Source organism: Halohasta litorea (genome assembly GCF_024494645.1).
Classification (GTDB): Archaea; Halobacteriota; Halobacteria; order Halobacteriales; family Haloferacaceae; genus Halohasta; species Halohasta litorea.
Genome location: NZ_JANHDJ010000002.1, coordinates 270,696 through 285,636 on the forward strand (window position 1 = coordinate 270,696; position 14,941 = coordinate 285,636).

General features: G+C 63.4%; 18 protein-coding genes. 13 read left to right on the forward strand and 5 right to left on the reverse strand.

Annotation, left to right across the window (positions count from 1 at the left end):
- The first annotated feature begins 34 nt into the window (after positions 1–34).
- Genes NO877_RS06265 through NO877_RS06290 form a run of 6 tightly spaced genes read left to right on the forward strand, consistent with a single transcriptional unit; the run spans position 35 to position 6,702 of the window.
- A complete protein-coding gene (locus NO877_RS06265) occupies positions 35–574 on the forward strand; it encodes a DUF4040 domain-containing protein (RefSeq protein ID WP_379827250.1) in 540 nt (179 codons plus the stop codon).
- Complete coding sequence (locus NO877_RS06270) at positions 571–1,185, forward strand: MnhB domain-containing protein (protein ID WP_256395469.1); 615 nt, start codon at positions 571–573, stop codon at positions 1,183–1,185. The genes NO877_RS06265 and NO877_RS06270 overlap by 4 nt, the downstream gene beginning before the upstream one ends.
- Positions 1,178–1,567, forward strand: a complete 390-nt coding sequence (locus tag NO877_RS06275) for a cation:proton antiporter subunit C (RefSeq protein WP_256395470.1) — start codon at positions 1,178–1,180, stop codon at positions 1,565–1,567. Before NO877_RS06270 ends, NO877_RS06275 begins: the two co-directional genes overlap by 8 nt.
- On the forward strand, positions 1,560–3,101 hold the full coding sequence (locus NO877_RS06280) for a monovalent cation/H+ antiporter subunit D family protein (protein WP_256395471.1): 1,542 nt from the start codon (positions 1,560–1,562) through the stop codon (positions 3,099–3,101). The genes NO877_RS06275 and NO877_RS06280 overlap by 8 nt, the downstream gene beginning before the upstream one ends.
- Positions 3,098–4,861 (forward strand): cation:proton antiporter, encoded by a 1,764-nt coding sequence (locus tag NO877_RS06285; RefSeq protein ID WP_256395472.1) that lies wholly within the window; start codon positions 3,098–3,100, stop codon positions 4,859–4,861. The genes NO877_RS06280 and NO877_RS06285 overlap by 4 nt, the downstream gene beginning before the upstream one ends.
- Entirely contained in the window at positions 4,861–6,702 is a 1,842-nt protein-coding gene (locus NO877_RS06290) for a Na(+)/H(+) antiporter subunit D (RefSeq protein ID WP_256395473.1), read from the forward strand. Before NO877_RS06285 ends, NO877_RS06290 begins: the two co-directional genes overlap by 1 nt.
- 19 nt (positions 6,703–6,721) lie before the next feature.
- Here the strand turns inward: NO877_RS06290 and NO877_RS06295 are convergent, their stop codons facing one another.
- The 4 genes from NO877_RS06295 to NO877_RS06310 form a co-directional block, all read right to left on the reverse strand.
- Positions 6,722–7,228, reverse strand: a complete 507-nt coding sequence (locus NO877_RS06295; protein WP_256395474.1) for a DUF6789 family protein — start codon at positions 7,226–7,228, stop codon at positions 6,722–6,724.
- Between the two features lie 128 nt (positions 7,229–7,356).
- Positions 7,357–7,713, reverse strand: coding sequence for an SHOCT domain-containing protein (locus tag NO877_RS06300; protein WP_256395475.1), 357 nt, complete (start codon positions 7,711–7,713; stop codon positions 7,357–7,359).
- A gap of 121 nt (positions 7,714–7,834) precedes the next feature.
- Positions 7,835–8,419, reverse strand: coding sequence for a DsrE/DsrF/DrsH-like family protein (locus tag NO877_RS06305; protein ID WP_256395476.1), 585 nt, complete (start codon positions 8,417–8,419; stop codon positions 7,835–7,837).
- 1 nt (position 8,420) lies between these two features.
- Positions 8,421–8,675 (reverse strand): sulfurtransferase TusA family protein, encoded by a 255-nt coding sequence (locus NO877_RS06310; protein WP_256395477.1) that lies wholly within the window; start codon positions 8,673–8,675, stop codon positions 8,421–8,423.
- A 227-nt stretch (positions 8,676–8,902) separates the two neighbouring features.
- Between NO877_RS06310 and NO877_RS06315 the strand changes: the two genes are divergently transcribed.
- From NO877_RS06315 to NO877_RS06330, 4 genes are all read left to right on the forward strand, one after another.
- Positions 8,903–10,105 carry an MBL fold metallo-hydrolase gene (locus tag NO877_RS06315; RefSeq protein ID WP_256395478.1) on the forward strand — a complete coding sequence of 401 codons (1,203 nt, stop codon included), beginning with the start codon at positions 8,903–8,905 and terminating at the stop codon, positions 10,103–10,105.
- 33 nt (positions 10,106–10,138) lie between these two features.
- The gene (locus tag NO877_RS06320; RefSeq protein WP_256395479.1) at positions 10,139–10,651 is read left to right on the forward strand and encodes a YeeE/YedE family protein; all 513 of its coding nucleotides are present in this window, start codon (positions 10,139–10,141) and stop codon (positions 10,649–10,651) included.
- Positions 10,648–11,103: a YeeE/YedE family protein gene (locus tag NO877_RS06325; protein WP_256395480.1), complete on the forward strand. Its 456-nt coding sequence runs from the start codon at positions 10,648–10,650 to the stop codon at positions 11,101–11,103. The genes NO877_RS06320 and NO877_RS06325 overlap by 4 nt, the downstream gene beginning before the upstream one ends.
- 91 nt (positions 11,104–11,194) lie before the next feature.
- A complete protein-coding gene (locus NO877_RS06330; protein ID WP_256395481.1) occupies positions 11,195–12,361 on the forward strand; it encodes an inorganic phosphate transporter in 1,167 nt (388 codons plus the stop codon).
- Between the two features lie 66 nt (positions 12,362–12,427).
- Here NO877_RS06330 and NO877_RS06335 read toward each other — a convergent pair whose 3' ends face one another.
- Positions 12,428–12,646: a YgaP family membrane protein gene (locus tag NO877_RS06335; protein ID WP_256395482.1), complete on the reverse strand. Its 219-nt coding sequence runs from the start codon at positions 12,644–12,646 to the stop codon at positions 12,428–12,430.
- A 215-nt stretch (positions 12,647–12,861) separates the two neighbouring features.
- Here NO877_RS06335 and NO877_RS06340 point away from each other — a divergent pair, with 215 nt between their 5' ends.
- The 3 genes from NO877_RS06340 to NO877_RS06350 are packed head-to-tail and all read left to right on the forward strand — an operon-like array spanning position 12,862 to position 14,868.
- Entirely contained in the window at positions 12,862–13,104 is a 243-nt protein-coding gene (locus NO877_RS06340; protein ID WP_256395483.1) for a sulfurtransferase TusA family protein, read from the forward strand.
- Positions 13,101–14,246: an NAD(P)/FAD-dependent oxidoreductase gene (locus NO877_RS06345; protein ID WP_256395484.1), complete on the forward strand. Its 1,146-nt coding sequence runs from the start codon at positions 13,101–13,103 to the stop codon at positions 14,244–14,246. Before NO877_RS06340 ends, NO877_RS06345 begins: the two co-directional genes overlap by 4 nt.
- 1 nt (position 14,247) lies before the next feature.
- Positions 14,248–14,868 (forward strand): helical membrane plugin domain-containing protein, encoded by a 621-nt coding sequence (locus NO877_RS06350; protein ID WP_256395485.1) that lies wholly within the window; start codon positions 14,248–14,250, stop codon positions 14,866–14,868.
- Positions 14,869–14,941: the final 73 nt, after the last annotated feature.

The following is a 14,941-nucleotide window of genomic DNA, read 5'->3' on the forward strand; positions in this document are numbered from 1 at the left end:
GATTATTGCACCCACAGTGATCCAGAGCGTCGGGATCACACCGTTAGAGGTCGCGCTGTTCGTCTTCATCCTCATCACCGCGGTGCTGACCGCGCTGTTCCGGGACGTGCTGGCCGCGATCGTCATCTTCGCGGCCTACAGCCTCGGGCTGGCGGTCGTCTACACCTTCTACCGCGCCCCCGACGTGGGACTCACCGAGGCCGCAATCGGGGCCGGTGTGACCACGGTGTTCTTACTGTTGACAATTGCCAAAACCACACGTCCACCGACCGACGAGCTGTTCGAACCGATCAACTGGCCCGCAGTGGCCGTCTGTGGCCTCTTCGCGCTCGTCGTCGGCTCGACGCTGACCGCCTTCCCCGCAGTGGGCGATCCGAACTCGCCAATCTTGACGAACCCGGAAGTCACCGGCTACTACCTCGAAAACGCCTACGACGAGACCGGCGCGAAAAATGCCGTTACCTCCGTCCTTGCGGCGTACCGTGGGTTCGATACCTTCGGCGAGGCGGTCGTCGTCTTCGCCGCTGGGATCGCGAGCCTGCTCGTGCTCGGCCGAGAGGTGTTCACCGCATGAGCGACGAACCGACCAGCCAGCCCGACGAACGCATGGATGGTCGCGTCGACACCGACGGTGTCGCCCGCCAGCGACCGGTGTACACCGAGAGCCAGGTCATCATGACGACGGTGAAAGCCGTGATTCCGTTCGTGATGACCTACGGCCTCTTCATCACGTTCCACGGTGCCGACACCCCCGGCGGTGGCTTCCAGGGCGGGGCGATCATCGCCTCAGTGGTCCTGATGATCGCTTTCGCCTTCGGCATCGAGTCGACGCGTGCGTGGCTCGCCAACAGCACGGTCGTCGGCCTCGGCACCGCCGGGGTGTTCCTCTTCGGCGCGATCGGCTTCGGGCCAATATTGCTCGGCGAGAACTTCCTGGAATACACCGCCTACTACCCCGTGTTCGGCGACCTGCTCGGGCTCAAAGAGTACGAGTTCGTCAAATACGGGATGGAGGCCGTCGAGATCGTCGGCATCGCCTTCATCGTCTCGGGGATTTTGATGGGGCTGTTTTTCGCCCTCGCGGCGGGCGACAGCCACTCGGAACCCAACGAGGCCGACCTCCGTGAGGGTGAGCTGCGCGACGGCGTAGACTCCGCCACCTTCGGAGGTGAGTCCGATGATTGATCCTGGATCGGTGCTGACGACCGATCTCGTCGGGCTCGCGACGACCCGCCACGCCTACGTGCTGTTCGTCTTGCTGTCGACGATCGGACTCTACATGCTCATCGCAAACGAAAACCTCGTGAAGAAAGTCATCGGCGTGAATATGTTCCAAACCGGCATCTTCCTTTTCTTTATTACGTCGGCCTACCGGGTCGGCGGGAGCGCGCCGATTATCGAGGGGGCTGGCCCCTACGTCAGCCCGCTGCCACAGGTGATCGTCCTGACGGCGATCGTCGTCGGCATCAGCCTGACCGCCGTGGGGCTCGCGTTGTCGATCCGGCTCTACAACGAGTACGGTACGCTGCGTGCCGACGCGCTTCGGGAGGTGATCGGCGATGAGTGACGTACTGCTCGCCCTGCTGGTGACGGTCCCGCTCGTCGCGGCGATCTTCCCGCTGCTGTTCGGACTCCGCTACGAGAACGCTGGCTGGCCCATCGCACTGGCTGGCTCGCTGGTAGTCACCGGACTGGCAGGCACGCTCGCGTGGGAGATTTTCACCGCCTCAACCGAGACCGGCCAGCGGCTCGTCCACGAAATGGCGGGCTACCCCGCACCGTACGGGATCGAACTCGTCGGCGACGGGCTGTCGGCACTGATCGCACTGCTCATCAGTGTCGTCTCGGTTGCCGTCCTGATCTACAGTCGATCGACCGGACCGGGGAGTAACGCCTTTTATAGTGGCTTCCTGCTGCTCATGGGCGGGCTGCTCGGGATGACGCTCACCGGCGACCTGTTCAACCTCTTCGTCTTCCTCGAAATCGTCGGGCTGATCACCTACGCGCTGGTCGCCAGCGACGACAGCGGGATGGCCGCCTACGGCGCACTTAAATACCTCTTCCTCGGGACGGTCGGCGCTTCGCTCTACCTGATCGGGGTTGGCTACCTCTTGGTGCGCACTGGCTCGCTGAACATGCTGGACCTTCAGGCCCGGCTGGCCGACATCGGCTATACCGAGCCGCTCGTCCAGGCCGCCTTCGGCTTCATCCTGATCGGGCTCATGCTGAAGATCGCAGTCTTCCCGCTGCATACGTGGCAGCCGGATGCCTACACCTACGCGCCCGATACGGTGAGCGCCTACATCTCGGCGCTCGTCTCGACGACCGCCGCCTACGCGCTGATCCGGATCTCGTTCGACGTGTTCACGGTCGACTTCTTCGCCGCGAATCAGCTGATCACCGACGCGGTCGTCCTGGTCGCCTCGATCAGCATCGTCGTCGGCAGTCTGCTGGCGGCGATGCAGACCGAGATCAAGCGCGTCTTCGCCTACTCCTCGGTCGCCCAGTTCGGGATGATCGTCGTCGCCATCGGCCTCAACAGCCGAACAGCCCTTTTGGGTGCGGTGATCCACCTCGTCGGCCACGGCCTGATGAAGGCGACCCTGTTCATGGGCGCGGGAATCCTCTCGTCGGCCTACGGGGCCACGACGATCTCCGACTACGCCGGACTGGCGAAACGCTCGCCGATTACGAGCGGGGGGATTGCCGTGACCGGCCTCGCGCTGGTCGGCATCCCCCCGTCGATCGGCATCCTCGGCAAGTGGTATATCGCTCTCGGGGCAGTCGAATCAGGCTCCTGGAGCGTCGCCATCATCATCTTCATCAGTACGCTGCTGACGCTGACCTACGTGGCTCGGATCATCGAGACGCTCTACTTCAACCCGCCGGAGGCCACCCACGAGGAGACTGCCGCCAGCGAGTCGGTCGAGCATGTCGCCGTGGGTGACGAGGCGGTCGCCGACGGCGGCCTCGAAACCCGGGTCGCCACAGAGCGGATCGTCGTCGTCGCCGTGCTGGCGGTCTCGACGGTCGCGTTGTTCGCTTCGGTCGACCTATTCACGGAGCTGCTTGACCCCGTCTTCGGGAGGTTCTTCCAATGATTGAGCCAACGATTCGCCCACTGGCCGCCGTCGCCGTATCGTTCGTCGCCGCCGCGTTCATCCTCGCGTCGGGCCGCAGACCGAACCTCCGGGAGGCCTGGACCGTCCTCGCCTCCGTCTCGATGTTCGGCATCGTCGCCAGCATGGTGCCGGGCGTGCTCGCCGGTGAGGTGTATGTCACCAATCTGGGAACGGTGCTGCCGGGCGTCGACTTCGTCTTGCGGGCCGATCCCCTCGGTGTGCTGTTTGCCTCGCTGGCAAGCCTGCTGTGGATCGTCACTAGTTTTTATAGTATCGGCTATATGCGCGGGCTGGACGAACACAACCAGACGCGGTATTTCGCCTCCTTCGCCGTCTCGGTCGCCTCGGCGGTCGGGATCGCCTTCGCCGGGAACCTGCTGACGATCTTCGTCTTTTACGAAGTCCTCTCGGTGGCGACCTACCCGCTTGTCGCCCACGACGAGACGCCCGAGGCACGCGCTGCCGGACGCAAGTACCTCGCCTACACCTTCTTCGGTGGCGGCGTGTTGGTGCTGGCGGGCACCGTGCTGGTCTACTGGCTCACGAGTCTGGCACCCGGAGCCGAGAGTGCGACCGTCGACTTCACACCCGGCGGTATTTCGGCGCTCGCCAACGCCGATCCGACCGCCGCCTCGGTGGCGTTCATCGTCTTGGCACTCGGCTTCGGCGTGAAGGCTGGACTGATGCCGTTCCACCAGTGGCTGCCGAGCGCGATGGTCGCACCGACGCCCGTTTCCGGGCTGCTTCACGCGGTCGCGGTCGTCAAAAGCGGCGTCTTCGGCATTGCGCGGGTGGTCCTGGACGTGTTCGGTCCCGAGACGCTGGCCGATCTCGGCCCGGCATCGTTCGGCGACCTCGGCATCGCGCTCCCGGTTGCGATCATCGCCTCGATCACCCTGACGGTCGCGAGCATTATCGCGCTTCGAAAGGATCACCTCAAACGCAGGTTGGCCTACTCGACGATCAGCCAGCTGTCGTATATCGTCCTCGGACTCGCACTCCTGGAGGGCGATGCGCTGATCGGCGGGCTGCTCCACATCCCCGCTCACGCCTTTATGAAACTCACCCTGTTCCTCTGTGCGGGGATCATCCACGTCGAGACCCACACCGATAACATCAGCGAGATGGCAGGCATTGGGAGACGGATGCCGCTGACGATGACCGCCTTTGGGATCGCTGCCGCCGGGATGGCTGGCATCCCGCTGGTCGCAGGCTTCGTCAGCAAGTGGTACATCGTCATCGGCGCGCTCGATGGGGGCAATGCCGTCTTCGCCGGCGTGTTGTTGGTCTCCGGCGTGCTCAACATCGCCTACTTCTGGCCCATCGTCTACCAGGCCTTTTTCGAGACGCCCGACGACCACGACACGAAACCGCTCCTCGAAGGCCCATTCGGCGGCCGGGATGCGATTCGAGCCGACGGCAGCGGTCGTACTGACGATCACGGGACTGTCGACATCGACGCGAGCGTCGACCCGGATGCCAACCACGAAGGGGGCGTCCACCACGCTCACGACGACACCGATGAGCACCACGACGACCATCACGGCCACCATGGCGGGCCGCCAGCGGGCGGCTGGCCCAAGCGTAACTGGCGCGGCGGCGAAAGCACGTGGTTCATGCTCGGGCCGATCCTGACGGCCGCGGCGCTGTCGCTGCTGTTGGGAATCATCCCGCATACGATCGTCTTTATGCGGATCGTCGAGACGATCGTCGGTAATCTGCCGGGGGTGGTCGTCTGATGACGACCGCGCCAGCGGGCGCACTCACGATGGTGCCGCCGGGGGTCGTCCTCCTGGCGGTCGCCATCCTTGTCGCGCTCTTACCGCGGCGGGCGGGTCACGCCCTCGGTGTCGGCGCGTCGTCGGTGACACTCGCGTGGATGTGGGTGGTTCCGTCGGGAGCCCATCTGGGGACGGAGTTCCTCGGGTTCGGGGCCGTGCTGTTCAACGTCGACGAGTTCTCCCGACTCATGGGGATCATCTTCGCGATCACCGGCGTAGTCGCGGTCCTCTACTCGTATGCGAGCGAGGCCGAAAGCGTCCAGACCGGCTTCGCGCTCTCGTATGTCGCCACGAGCTTCGGGGCCGTCTTCGCTGGCGACTGGCTGACGCTGCTGTTTTTCTGGGAGCTGATGGCGGTCACCAGCACGCTGTTAGTCTGGCACTACCGCGGGAAGGCAGTCCGGGCGGGCTACCGCTATGCGATCTTCCACGGGATCGGCGGCACGCTGCTGATGGCTGCGATCCTCCAGACCTACGTTGTCAAGGGGACGTTCCTGTTTGCCTCGGTGCCCGGCGGCCCGGAGCTGGCCGGGATCGCACCGGGGCTTCCCGCCGCGCTTGCGGCGGTCGGGATCGGCGTTAATGTCGGCTTTATTGGCCTGCACACGTGGTTACCGGATACCTACCCACGGCCGCATATCGCCGCCAGCGTCTTCCTCTGTGTGTTCACGACGAAGACCGGCGTCTACGGGATGTATCGGGCGTTCCCGGATGGCCACATCGCACTCGCCTACATGGGCGGCGGGATGGCCGTCTTCGGCGCGACCTACGCACTGTTCCAGAACGATATGCGCCGCCTCCTGTCGTACCACATCCAGTCGCAGGTCGGCTACATGATCGCCGGCGTCGGCATCGGGTCGGCGCTCTCGCAGGCTGGGGCCTTCGCCCACGTCTTCAACCACATCCTCTACAAGGGGCTGCTGTTCATGACTGCGGGCGTCGTGATCTACCGCACCGGCGAGGAGAGTCTGAAAAAGCTCGGCGGGTTGGCCCGCAAGATGCCGATTACAGCAGGGGCGTTCACGATCGCCGCGCTGTCGATCGCTGGCTTCCCCGGCTTCAACGGCTTCGTCAGTAAGGGGATCATCATCTCCGGGAGTCACTACACGTTCGGGGCGGGACCGCTGCCCATCGGCGAGTTCCACACGCTCGAATGGTTGCTGCTGCTCGGTGGAATCGGGACGTTCATGTCCTTCATCAAGTTCGGCTACTACGCCTTCTTCCACGGCGCGTACGATGGCGACGTCCAGGACGCCAACCGCGGCCAGAGCGTCGCCATGATCGCGGTCGCAGCGCTCTGTGTCTTCTACGGTGTTGTCGTACCGACGTCGCCACTCGCGTCGGTGGTCCCCAGTGATCTCGGACTGTTCAGCATTCTCCCGTTCGATGTAACCAGCGACACGGTCGTCTCCCACGTCTACGAAACCTACACCGTCGACCACCTCGTTGAGGGTGTCGTCCTCGGCGTCCTCGGGCTGATCGGCTTCGCGCTCACGAAAAAGCCGCTATCGAAACTGGGCCGCGTCCCGGATGTCGATGCGATCTACAACCGCGCCATGTTCTACGGTGGCCGCGGGCTCGTCGTCGGTGTCACCGAACTCTGGGCGGGCGTCGACCGCGCGGTCATGCGAACCGTTGGGACGGCCAAACAGGTCGGCACCGATCCACAGTCGGCCGTCCAGCGGCTCGGCTTCGGGAGTGCCGACCAGCCCGTCCAGCTCCGGTCGGGAATCGGGCGGAGCGCCTTCGTGCTGGTCGCGCTCGTGAGTCTCGCGCTGGTCGTGCTGCTGGTGGCCTGATTCGGCTCCGTTTTTTGATTTATAATTGACTGCCGGAGGGGTCGGGAACGTCCTCCGAGAGGAACGTCCGGTGTCCGGCGAGACGGTCGTAGACGGTCCCGAGAACCGAGCCGTAGACTAGATAGGCACCGAGCGTGAGCAGAACGATCGGCACTGTTCCTGCGAACGTTTCGCGTCCGAGCCCGATCTCCAGGAAGACCGTCAGCGCGTACCCCGCCCACAGAACCAGTCCGAACACCACACCGTGAGTGAGTCCCGACTCGCCGGGGAGCCCCCAGGTGAAGCCGCCGAACAGCAACGGCCAGGCGAAGACGAACAGGAGACTGAACCAGAAGTAGGTCAACGCGGCGGCCGCAGGACTGCCGACCGTACAGTAGGGCTCCCCACCGACCGCACAGAGACTGGTAAACGTCGCAAACACGAACAGGGAGGTTTCGCTGAGCACGATATCCGCGACCAATAAAAACACGGTTAGTACGGCAGTCGCGACAACGCCACCACCGATGCTGCTTTTGACGGGGTCCATGCGTTCGTCCAACGCCCCGAGCGATCTTAAATCGAATTTCGCAACGAAATCCGGTTTTAGTTGCCTATTCGTACTCCGAACAGGTGGACGGACAACTCGATAGCGAGCCGTGACCGATTCGATGGGCGCTATCGGTCCTGCCGTAACCGTTCCAACCGCGTCTCGAACTCCTCCTCGGAGAGGTCGCCACGAGCGTAGGCCGCCCGCAGTTCCTCGATGGCCGGGTCCGAAGGGTCGCTTTCGGAGCCACCCAGCACGCGGTACAGTAGATAGCCCAGCCCGCCGAAAACGGCCAGCATGACGAGCCACGGCAGCAGCCACATCCAGGCCGACCCGGTGCCGCCGACCATCCCGCCGTTCCACATCGGGCTCCCACCCCACATTCCCATCGTCGGTGCCATCACCAGCATCATGACCAGCGGCAGGAGAACCACCGCAATGATGGCGATCAACACGGTTTTGAGGAGGGTATCAGTTGTAGCCATAGCCACGCTGTTCGACTGGAAGCGGCATAGTTCTACTCACTGGTCGACCGACTCTAACGGTCGCTCTCGCGTGTACTCCGCGGACGACTATTTAAAAGAGGAATGTGGCTTGCGTGGCGGCTTAGACGAGCAGCTGGATGTCGGCTTCGACCATCTCCTGGAACGCCGAGGCCGCGCCGACGCCGGTGGTGACGCCGTCGTAGAAATCGTCCTCGTCGTAACCCAGCAGATCGATCGTCATCTGGCAGGCCTGGAGGTCGACGCCGCTTTCGAGCGAGACGTCGATCAGCTCCTCGATCGAGGCGACCTCGTTGTCGGCGATCTTGTTGCGCATCATCCGCGTGGTCACGCGGTCCATTCCCGGCAGGGCGGCGATGGCGTTCGGCACCGGCATGTTCGGGTTGCCAACCGAGCTGAGCTGGAGGTTCTTCGAGTTGTCTTCGTGGAGGATTTCGAGTCCCCAGAACGTGTGGAACACCGTCACGTCGTAGCCGAAGGCGGCGGCCGTCGACGCGAGGATCAGCGGCGGGTAGGCCATATCCAGCGTGCCCTTGGTGGCGATGATCACCATCTTCTTGGGGCCGTTTTCGACATCGCTGCGCAGGTCGGCGAGCTCGGTTTCGAGCGCCTCGACCTGGGCCTGTAGTTCGGCCAGCTCCTCGGGCGAGCGGTCGGCGTCCGATCCGGCGGTGGCGTCCGTGCTCATTTCATTCGACCTTTTTGATGTAGTGTTTGTAGACCGCCTCGCCGCCCTCCTCCGTTTCCTGCTGATCGAGGAGCTCGGCGTCGGCTGTCGATTCGGCCCACCCCTTGATGTCGCTGAGGCTGCCGGAATCGGTGGCGACGACTTCGAGCGTCTCGCCTGCAGGCACGTCGTCGAAGGCACCTTTGGTTTTGATGACCGGCATCGGGCAGTTCTGTCCTTTCACGTCGACCGTCTTGGCTGCTGTTTCGGTACTCATTGGTGGATGTCCCTGTATTGGGGCTGGTATACAATATTGGCTCGACTAATATAAGTGTGTTCATTATTGTGCAATAGGCACATGACCAGATCGAGATTCTATCGCGCAATTACGCGATACTACATTTGTTGATCTCTGTGTGGCGTTTTCCCGCACCACTGTATTGTGCATTTTTAGAATTACTATGCAAACTCTTAAGTCGAGCAAGCCGGTATGTGAGAGTGAACATGGACGCAGATGCAATGGATTTCCCGACGCCGGAGTCGGACGTCGACTCGATCGCTCCCGAATCGCTCAAAGCCCAAATCGACAACGGCGAGTCGGTGACGATCCTGGACGCCCGGATGGCCAGCGACTACGAGGCATGGCGCGTCGACGGCGAGACCGTCGAGAGCATCAACATCCCGTATTTCGAGTTCCTCGACGAGGAGATCGACGACGATGTCCTCGCCCAAATCCCCGACAACGAACACGTCACCGTCCTCTGTGCGAAAGGCGGCGCAAGCGAGTACGTCGCGGGCGCACTCGCCGACCGTGGCTACAGTGTCGACCACCTCGAAGCGGGAATGAACGGCTGGGCCTCCATTTACGAAGCCCACGAGGTCACAGAGTACGACGGAGCAGGCACGCTCATCCAGTATCAGCGGCCCTCCTCGGGCTGTCTCGGCTACATGGTCTATGACGAGGACGAAGCGGCAATCATCGACCCACTCCGCGCGTTCACGGATCGCTATCTCGACGACGCCGACGAGCTGGGCGTCGATCTCAAATATGCCTTCGACACCCACATCCACGCCGATCACATCAGCGGCCTCCGCGAGCTGGCCGCCGAGGGAGTCGAGGGCTTGATTCCCGAGGCTGCGGTCGACCGCGGGGTCACCTACGCCGACGAGATGACGCTGACCAACGATGGCGATACCTTCGCCGTCGGCGAGGCCACCGTCGAGACAGTCTTCACCCCGGGCCACACCACGGGCATGACTTCCTACCTCGTGGGCGACTCGCTACTCGCGACGGGCGACGGCCTCTTCATCGAGAGCGTCGCCCGCCCCGATCTCGAAGAAGGCGACGAGGGCGCGCCCGAGGCCGCCCGCCTGCTGTACGACTCGCTGCAGTATCGCGTCCTCGAACACGACGACGAGACGCTGATTGGCGGCGCACACTTCAGCGATGCCGCCGAGCCAGCCGCCGACGGCACCTACACCGCGCCGCTGGGCGATCTCATAGAGCGGATGGACGCGCTGACGATGGACGAGGCCGAGTTCGTCGAGACCGTGCTGGCGGATATGCCGCCGCGTCCGGCCAACTACGTCGACATCATCGAGACGAATTTGGGTCTCCAGGACCCCGACGACGAGGAGGCCTTTACCCTCGAACTTGGGCCGAACAACTGCGCGGCCAGCCAAAACGCACTCACGAGTGACGACTAACGACGCTGACTACACTGACAGGATTCACAACCAATGATAACTGATTTCCTCGGTTCCGGGGCCATCGAGACGCTGTTCCCCAACGGGATCTCCCGGTATGCTATCGGCGGGCTCCTTGTTGGCTTGGGAACGGCGGTCATCTACCTCGGCACAGCGATTACAGCGGGTGCGAGCACGTTCTTAGAGTCGACGCTGTCGTACGTCTCGGATCGCTCGCGGTTCCAGCAGTACCGCGCCTCACGGGACTGGCGTGTCGTCTTTACGGTCAGCATCATCGCTGGCGCAGGCGTCTATGCACTCATCTATCAGGGCGAGCCGTGGGCACTCGCGGGCAGCGCATGGATCACCGAGGTCGCGCCGTGGCGGCTATTCGTCGGCGGGATCTTCGTCGGAATCGGCACCCGGATCGGGAAGGGCTGTACCTCCGGGCACGGAATCTGTGGGGTCGGCTCCGTCTCGCGGACCTCGCTGGTGGGCGTGGCGACGTTCCTCGTCGTCGCGATCATCACCGCCAACATCGTCGCCGCCGTCGGGGTGACGCCATGAGCCGCCACCCGCTGTTCATGCCCTTGATCGTTGTCGGGGGGCTGATCTTCGGCTTCGGGCTCGGCTTCAGCCACATGGCCCGCCCGGAGGTCGTCATCGATTTTCTCACTTTTGAGGACTTCGGGCTGCTGTTCGTCATGTTCGGCGGCTCGATCGTCGCCGGGCTGGCCTTCTGGAGCCTGTCGTCGACCGGCGGATCGGCTCCCCTGACGGGTCGTCCCTACGGTCGACGGCTCAAATCCTTCGACCGAAACGTCCTGCTCGGCGGCTCGGTCTTCGGTGTCGGCTGGGGTCTGTCGGGCATCTGTCCGGGCGCAGCCTACGCCAGCCTCGGCGTCGGCAACTGGCCGATCCTGTATGCGCTGGCGGGGATGTTCGTCGGCGCGTATCTCCAGGGAGTCTGGCGAAGCGAGTCGTCGACCACGGGGTCGGCGGTCCCGAGCGACGACTAACACGGGCACCTGAGGCACCTCAATCTATGACTTATTGGGCGGCAACCGTATTCTGGCAGACAATAATGTATAATTGTAGAAATATTACACAATGATAGAGTTTTGGCTACCGTTCGGAGCCGCGTTGTTGGCCAGTGCGTTCATGGCGTGGGCGATCGGCGCGGGATCGAGCGGTGCGACACCCTTCGCCCCCGCGGTCGGCGCGAATGCCATCTCGGTGATGCGGGCGGCGTTCATCGTCGGAATTCTCGGGTTTTTGGGAGCCGCCCTCCAGGGCGCGAGCGTCTCGGAGGCCGTCGGCAGCGATCTCGTCGTCGGACTTACGCTTCCGACCGTCGCGGTGATCGTGGTCCTGGTGACTGCCGCCGGGCTGATGGCGATCGGTATCGTCACCGGCTATCCGATTGCGACTGCCTTCACCGTCACCGGAACGGTCATCGGCGCAGGCCTCGCACTCGGCGGCTCGCCTGCGTGGGCGAAGTATACCGAAATCGGCACGATGTGGCTCCTCACACCGTTTGTCGGGGGTGGCGTCGCCTACGGGATCGCCAGGGTTCTGCCGCGGCAGTCGGTCGACGAACGCGACAGCGTCCCGATCCTCGCGGCCGCCGTCGGCGCGATCGTCGTCAACATCGAGTTCACACTACTGGCGTCGGGCGACCGGCTGGCCTCGCTGTCGACGGTCATCGCCGAGCGATTCGCTCCCGGTCTCGCTGGCGAACTCGGCGTTTCGCTTGTCGCCGCCATTGCCGTCGGACTGGGGGTCCGAGTCGACATCTCACGCAACGGGTTGGGCGGCCTCCGGCGCTTTCTGCTCGTCCTCGGCGGGCTGGTCGCCTTTTCAGCAGGGGCGAGTCAGGTCGGGCTGGCGGTCGGCCCGCTGGTGCCGCTGGTCGAGGAGACGATGATCACCGTCTCGGCGCTGGCGGCGGGGGGTGGCGTGGGACTACTGATCGGCTCCTGGACCGGGGCCTCCCAGATGATCAAAGCAGTCTCCCAGGATTACGCCTCGCTGGGCCCACGGCGATCAATCGCCGCACTGTTCCCCTCGTTCGTGCTGGCGCAGATCGCCGTCCTCTACGGGATTCCGGTCTCGTTCAATCAGATAATGGTCAGCGCGATTGTCGGCGCGGGCGCGGCCGTCGGGGGGAGCGACGCGATCAGTCGACGGAAAATAGTCCTGACTTTCGGCGCGTGGATCGGCTCGTTCGCCCTCGCGTTCGCCTTGGGTTACGGCGTGATGAGCTTCGTTCCATAGGCCGAATTCTATGCCGACGTCGGTCCACAACCCTTCTGTGTTAAAAAGCCGATAGTGGGGGTTCAGCTACGTCCGGTTGCAGGTGTCGACACCGAACAGCCGGTAGGCCAGACACTGCCGGGTGAGACCGGTTCCGAACACAATGGCACCGACAACGGTGAGTCCAGCGCCAGCTGCCGACCCCAGCGGGAGCAGGCCAGCCACCGAGGCGATCCCAACGAGCGCCACGAGTAGTCCGCCGACGAGGCGTGCAATCCGGTCGAGACCACCGACATTCGGTTCCATACCGGATTATCACTGGCTGAAGACAAAAAAGTTTGTATAAAAAAGTATTTTAAATACATTACTATTACACAGGTCAGACCGGGGTTGGTCTCCAAAATCGTATACAATTCGCAGATGTGTATTCTCATAACCCAAAACTTGGCGTTATCGTTCTCAGAATATTGGAAATAGCATACAATATTAAACCGCTGGGGGACGAATCTCTCACTGTACCCATGACACAGCTAGATATCGAGCCAGCGAAGACGGTGGATGCACGCGGGGCAGCCTGTCCAGGACCGCTGATGGATCTCATCGGCGCGATTCGGGACGTTGATCCCGGCGACGTGGTCGTGCTGTTGAGCGACAGCGACCGCTCGCTGACTGACGTACCTGAATGGGTCGAAGAGGCAGGCAACGAGCTGCGGGCGGTCGAAGAGGGCGACGACCACCACGAGATCTACGTGGAGAAAGTATGACTGAAGAGATCGTTATCATCGGCGGCGGCACCGGCGGCTCGGTACTGGCAAACGACCTCGCCGAACGGCTTGAGGCGGAGATCGACGCCGGAGACGTCTCGGTGACGCTGATCAACGACGGGCCGGACCACGTCTACAAGCCGGTGTGGCTCTACATCCCCTTCGGCCTGCGGGAGCCCGAAGACGGCCGCCGACCGCTGCGGGAGCTGGTCGACAACCGGATCGAGATCCGCCAGGGTCGGGTCACCGAGATCGACACCGAGGCCAAACAGCTCACCACCAGCGAGCGCGTCTCGCCGACCCACTACGACCATCTCGTGGTGGCGACTGGCTCGACGCTCGCCCCCGAGGAGGTTCCGGGCCTCGCCGAGGGCGGCCACGACTACTACAGCGAAGCGGGCGCGCTGGCACTCCGCGATGAGCTCCTGGAGTTCACCGAGGGCCACCTCGTCCTCAGCGTGATCGGGAGTCCGCATATGTGTCCGGCCGCACCCCTCGAATTCGTCTTCATGACCGACGACTGGTTCCGCAAGCGCGGTCTCCGGGAGGACATCGAGATCACCTACACCTACCCGATCAACCGCGTCCACGGCAATCCACATATCGCCGAGTGGGCCCAGCCGCTGATGGACGAACGCGACATCAACACGGAGACGTTCTTCAACGGCGAGGAGGTCGACCCCGAGTCACAAACCCTCACGGCGATGGAGGGCTCGGAGATCGACTACGACCTGCTGGTTTCGATTCCGCCTCACCGCGGGGTCGAGATGATCGCCGAAGCAGGCCTCGGCGACCGCGGCTGGGTCGAGGTCGACAAACATACCCTCGAAGCCGAACACGCCGACGATGTCTATGCACTGGGTGACGCCGCAGCCACCGGCGTCCCGAAGGCTGGCAGTGTCGCCCACTACCAGGCCGCAACCGTCGGCCAGCGGCTCGCCAGCGAGGTCCGCGGCCAGGTAGCCACGGCGGCCTACGACGGCAAGACCATCTGCTTCATCGAGACGGGGATGGATGCGGCGTCGTTCGTCGAGTTCGACTACCAGAATCCACCGTCGCCGGTCTCTCCCTCGGAGAAGATCCACTGGTCGAAACTGGCCTACAACGAGTCCTACTGGCTCACCGCGCGGGGGTTGATCTGAGATGGCCGAACAAGAACAGCGGGACGACGCCGACCTCGAAGCCGCCATCGCCGAGAACCCCGAGGCCGTCGCCGAGTTCGTCAAGCGACTCGATGCGGTCAACGAACTGCTCGACGTGGTCGATCTCGGTACGTCGGCGATGACCGACGAGATGGTCGTCGAACTCTCCGGAACCGCCGAGACGCTGGCGGCCTCCGCCGACGGCATCGCCACCGACGAGACGGTCGGACTGGCCGAATCGGTCGGGGAGAACGGTGGGGAGCTCCAGGAGGCCCTCGACACGCTGGTCGAACTCCAGCGGAGCGGAACGCTCGACGAGCTCGCCGAGTTGGGCGACGTGGTCTCGCTGGGCACCGCAGCAATGACCGACGACATGGTCCGGTCGCTCGCGGCCACCAGCTCCTCGCTCGGCGAGGTGGCCGATACGGCGGCCCAAGACGAGACCCGAGACGGGCTGACGGCCATGCTCAACAGTGTCTCTGCGGCCGAACAGGCCGAGACGGTTGCAGTCGGGCCGGTCGGCCTGATGAAAGCGATTCGGGACCCCGAGATTCAACACGGACTCGGCTACCTGCTTGCGATCGCCAAGGCACTTGGCCAACAGCAGTCGACCGACGACTGATTCTTTTTTTTAAAGTAGCCGCTGCCTACTCGGGACTGACTGCTACACTGGCTGAGAATATTTAAAAAGAAAG

What these genes read in the sequence shown, in the direction of transcription:
- NO877_RS06270 (WP_256395469.1), top strand. Translation starts at nt 571, where the DNA reads ATGAGCGACGAACCGACCAGCCAGCCCGACGAACGCATGGATGGTCGC.
- NO877_RS06275 (WP_256395470.1), top strand. Translation starts at nt 1,178, where the DNA reads ATGATTGATCCTGGATCGGTGCTGACGACCGATCTCGTCGGGCTCGCG.
- NO877_RS06280 (WP_256395471.1), top strand. Translation starts at nt 1,560, where the DNA reads ATGAGTGACGTACTGCTCGCCCTGCTGGTGACGGTCCCGCTCGTCGCG.
- NO877_RS06285 (WP_256395472.1), top strand. Translation starts at nt 3,098, where the DNA reads ATGATTGAGCCAACGATTCGCCCACTGGCCGCCGTCGCCGTATCGTTC.
- NO877_RS06290 (WP_256395473.1), top strand. Translation starts at nt 4,861, where the DNA reads ATGACGACCGCGCCAGCGGGCGCACTCACGATGGTGCCGCCGGGGGTC.
- NO877_RS06295 (WP_256395474.1), bottom strand. Translation starts at nt 7,228, where the DNA reads ATGGACCCCGTCAAAAGCAGCATCGGTGGTGGCGTTGTCGCGACTGCC.
- NO877_RS06300 (WP_256395475.1), bottom strand. Translation starts at nt 7,713, where the DNA reads ATGGCTACAACTGATACCCTCCTCAAAACCGTGTTGATCGCCATCATT.
- NO877_RS06305 (WP_256395476.1), bottom strand. Translation starts at nt 8,419, where the DNA reads ATGAGCACGGACGCCACCGCCGGATCGGACGCCGACCGCTCGCCCGAG.
- NO877_RS06310 (WP_256395477.1), bottom strand. Translation starts at nt 8,675, where the DNA reads ATGAGTACCGAAACAGCAGCCAAGACGGTCGACGTGAAAGGACAGAAC.
- NO877_RS06315 (WP_256395478.1), top strand. Translation starts at nt 8,903, where the DNA reads ATGGACGCAGATGCAATGGATTTCCCGACGCCGGAGTCGGACGTCGAC.
- NO877_RS06320 (WP_256395479.1), top strand. Translation starts at nt 10,139, where the DNA reads ATGATAACTGATTTCCTCGGTTCCGGGGCCATCGAGACGCTGTTCCCC.
- NO877_RS06325 (WP_256395480.1), top strand. Translation starts at nt 10,648, where the DNA reads ATGAGCCGCCACCCGCTGTTCATGCCCTTGATCGTTGTCGGGGGGCTG.
- NO877_RS06330 (WP_256395481.1), top strand. Translation starts at nt 11,195, where the DNA reads ATGATAGAGTTTTGGCTACCGTTCGGAGCCGCGTTGTTGGCCAGTGCG.
- NO877_RS06335 (WP_256395482.1), bottom strand. Translation starts at nt 12,646, where the DNA reads ATGGAACCGAATGTCGGTGGTCTCGACCGGATTGCACGCCTCGTCGGC.
- NO877_RS06340 (WP_256395483.1), top strand. Translation starts at nt 12,862, where the DNA reads ATGACACAGCTAGATATCGAGCCAGCGAAGACGGTGGATGCACGCGGG.
- NO877_RS06345 (WP_256395484.1), top strand. Translation starts at nt 13,101, where the DNA reads ATGACTGAAGAGATCGTTATCATCGGCGGCGGCACCGGCGGCTCGGTA.
- NO877_RS06350 (WP_256395485.1), top strand. Translation starts at nt 14,248, where the DNA reads ATGGCCGAACAAGAACAGCGGGACGACGCCGACCTCGAAGCCGCCATC.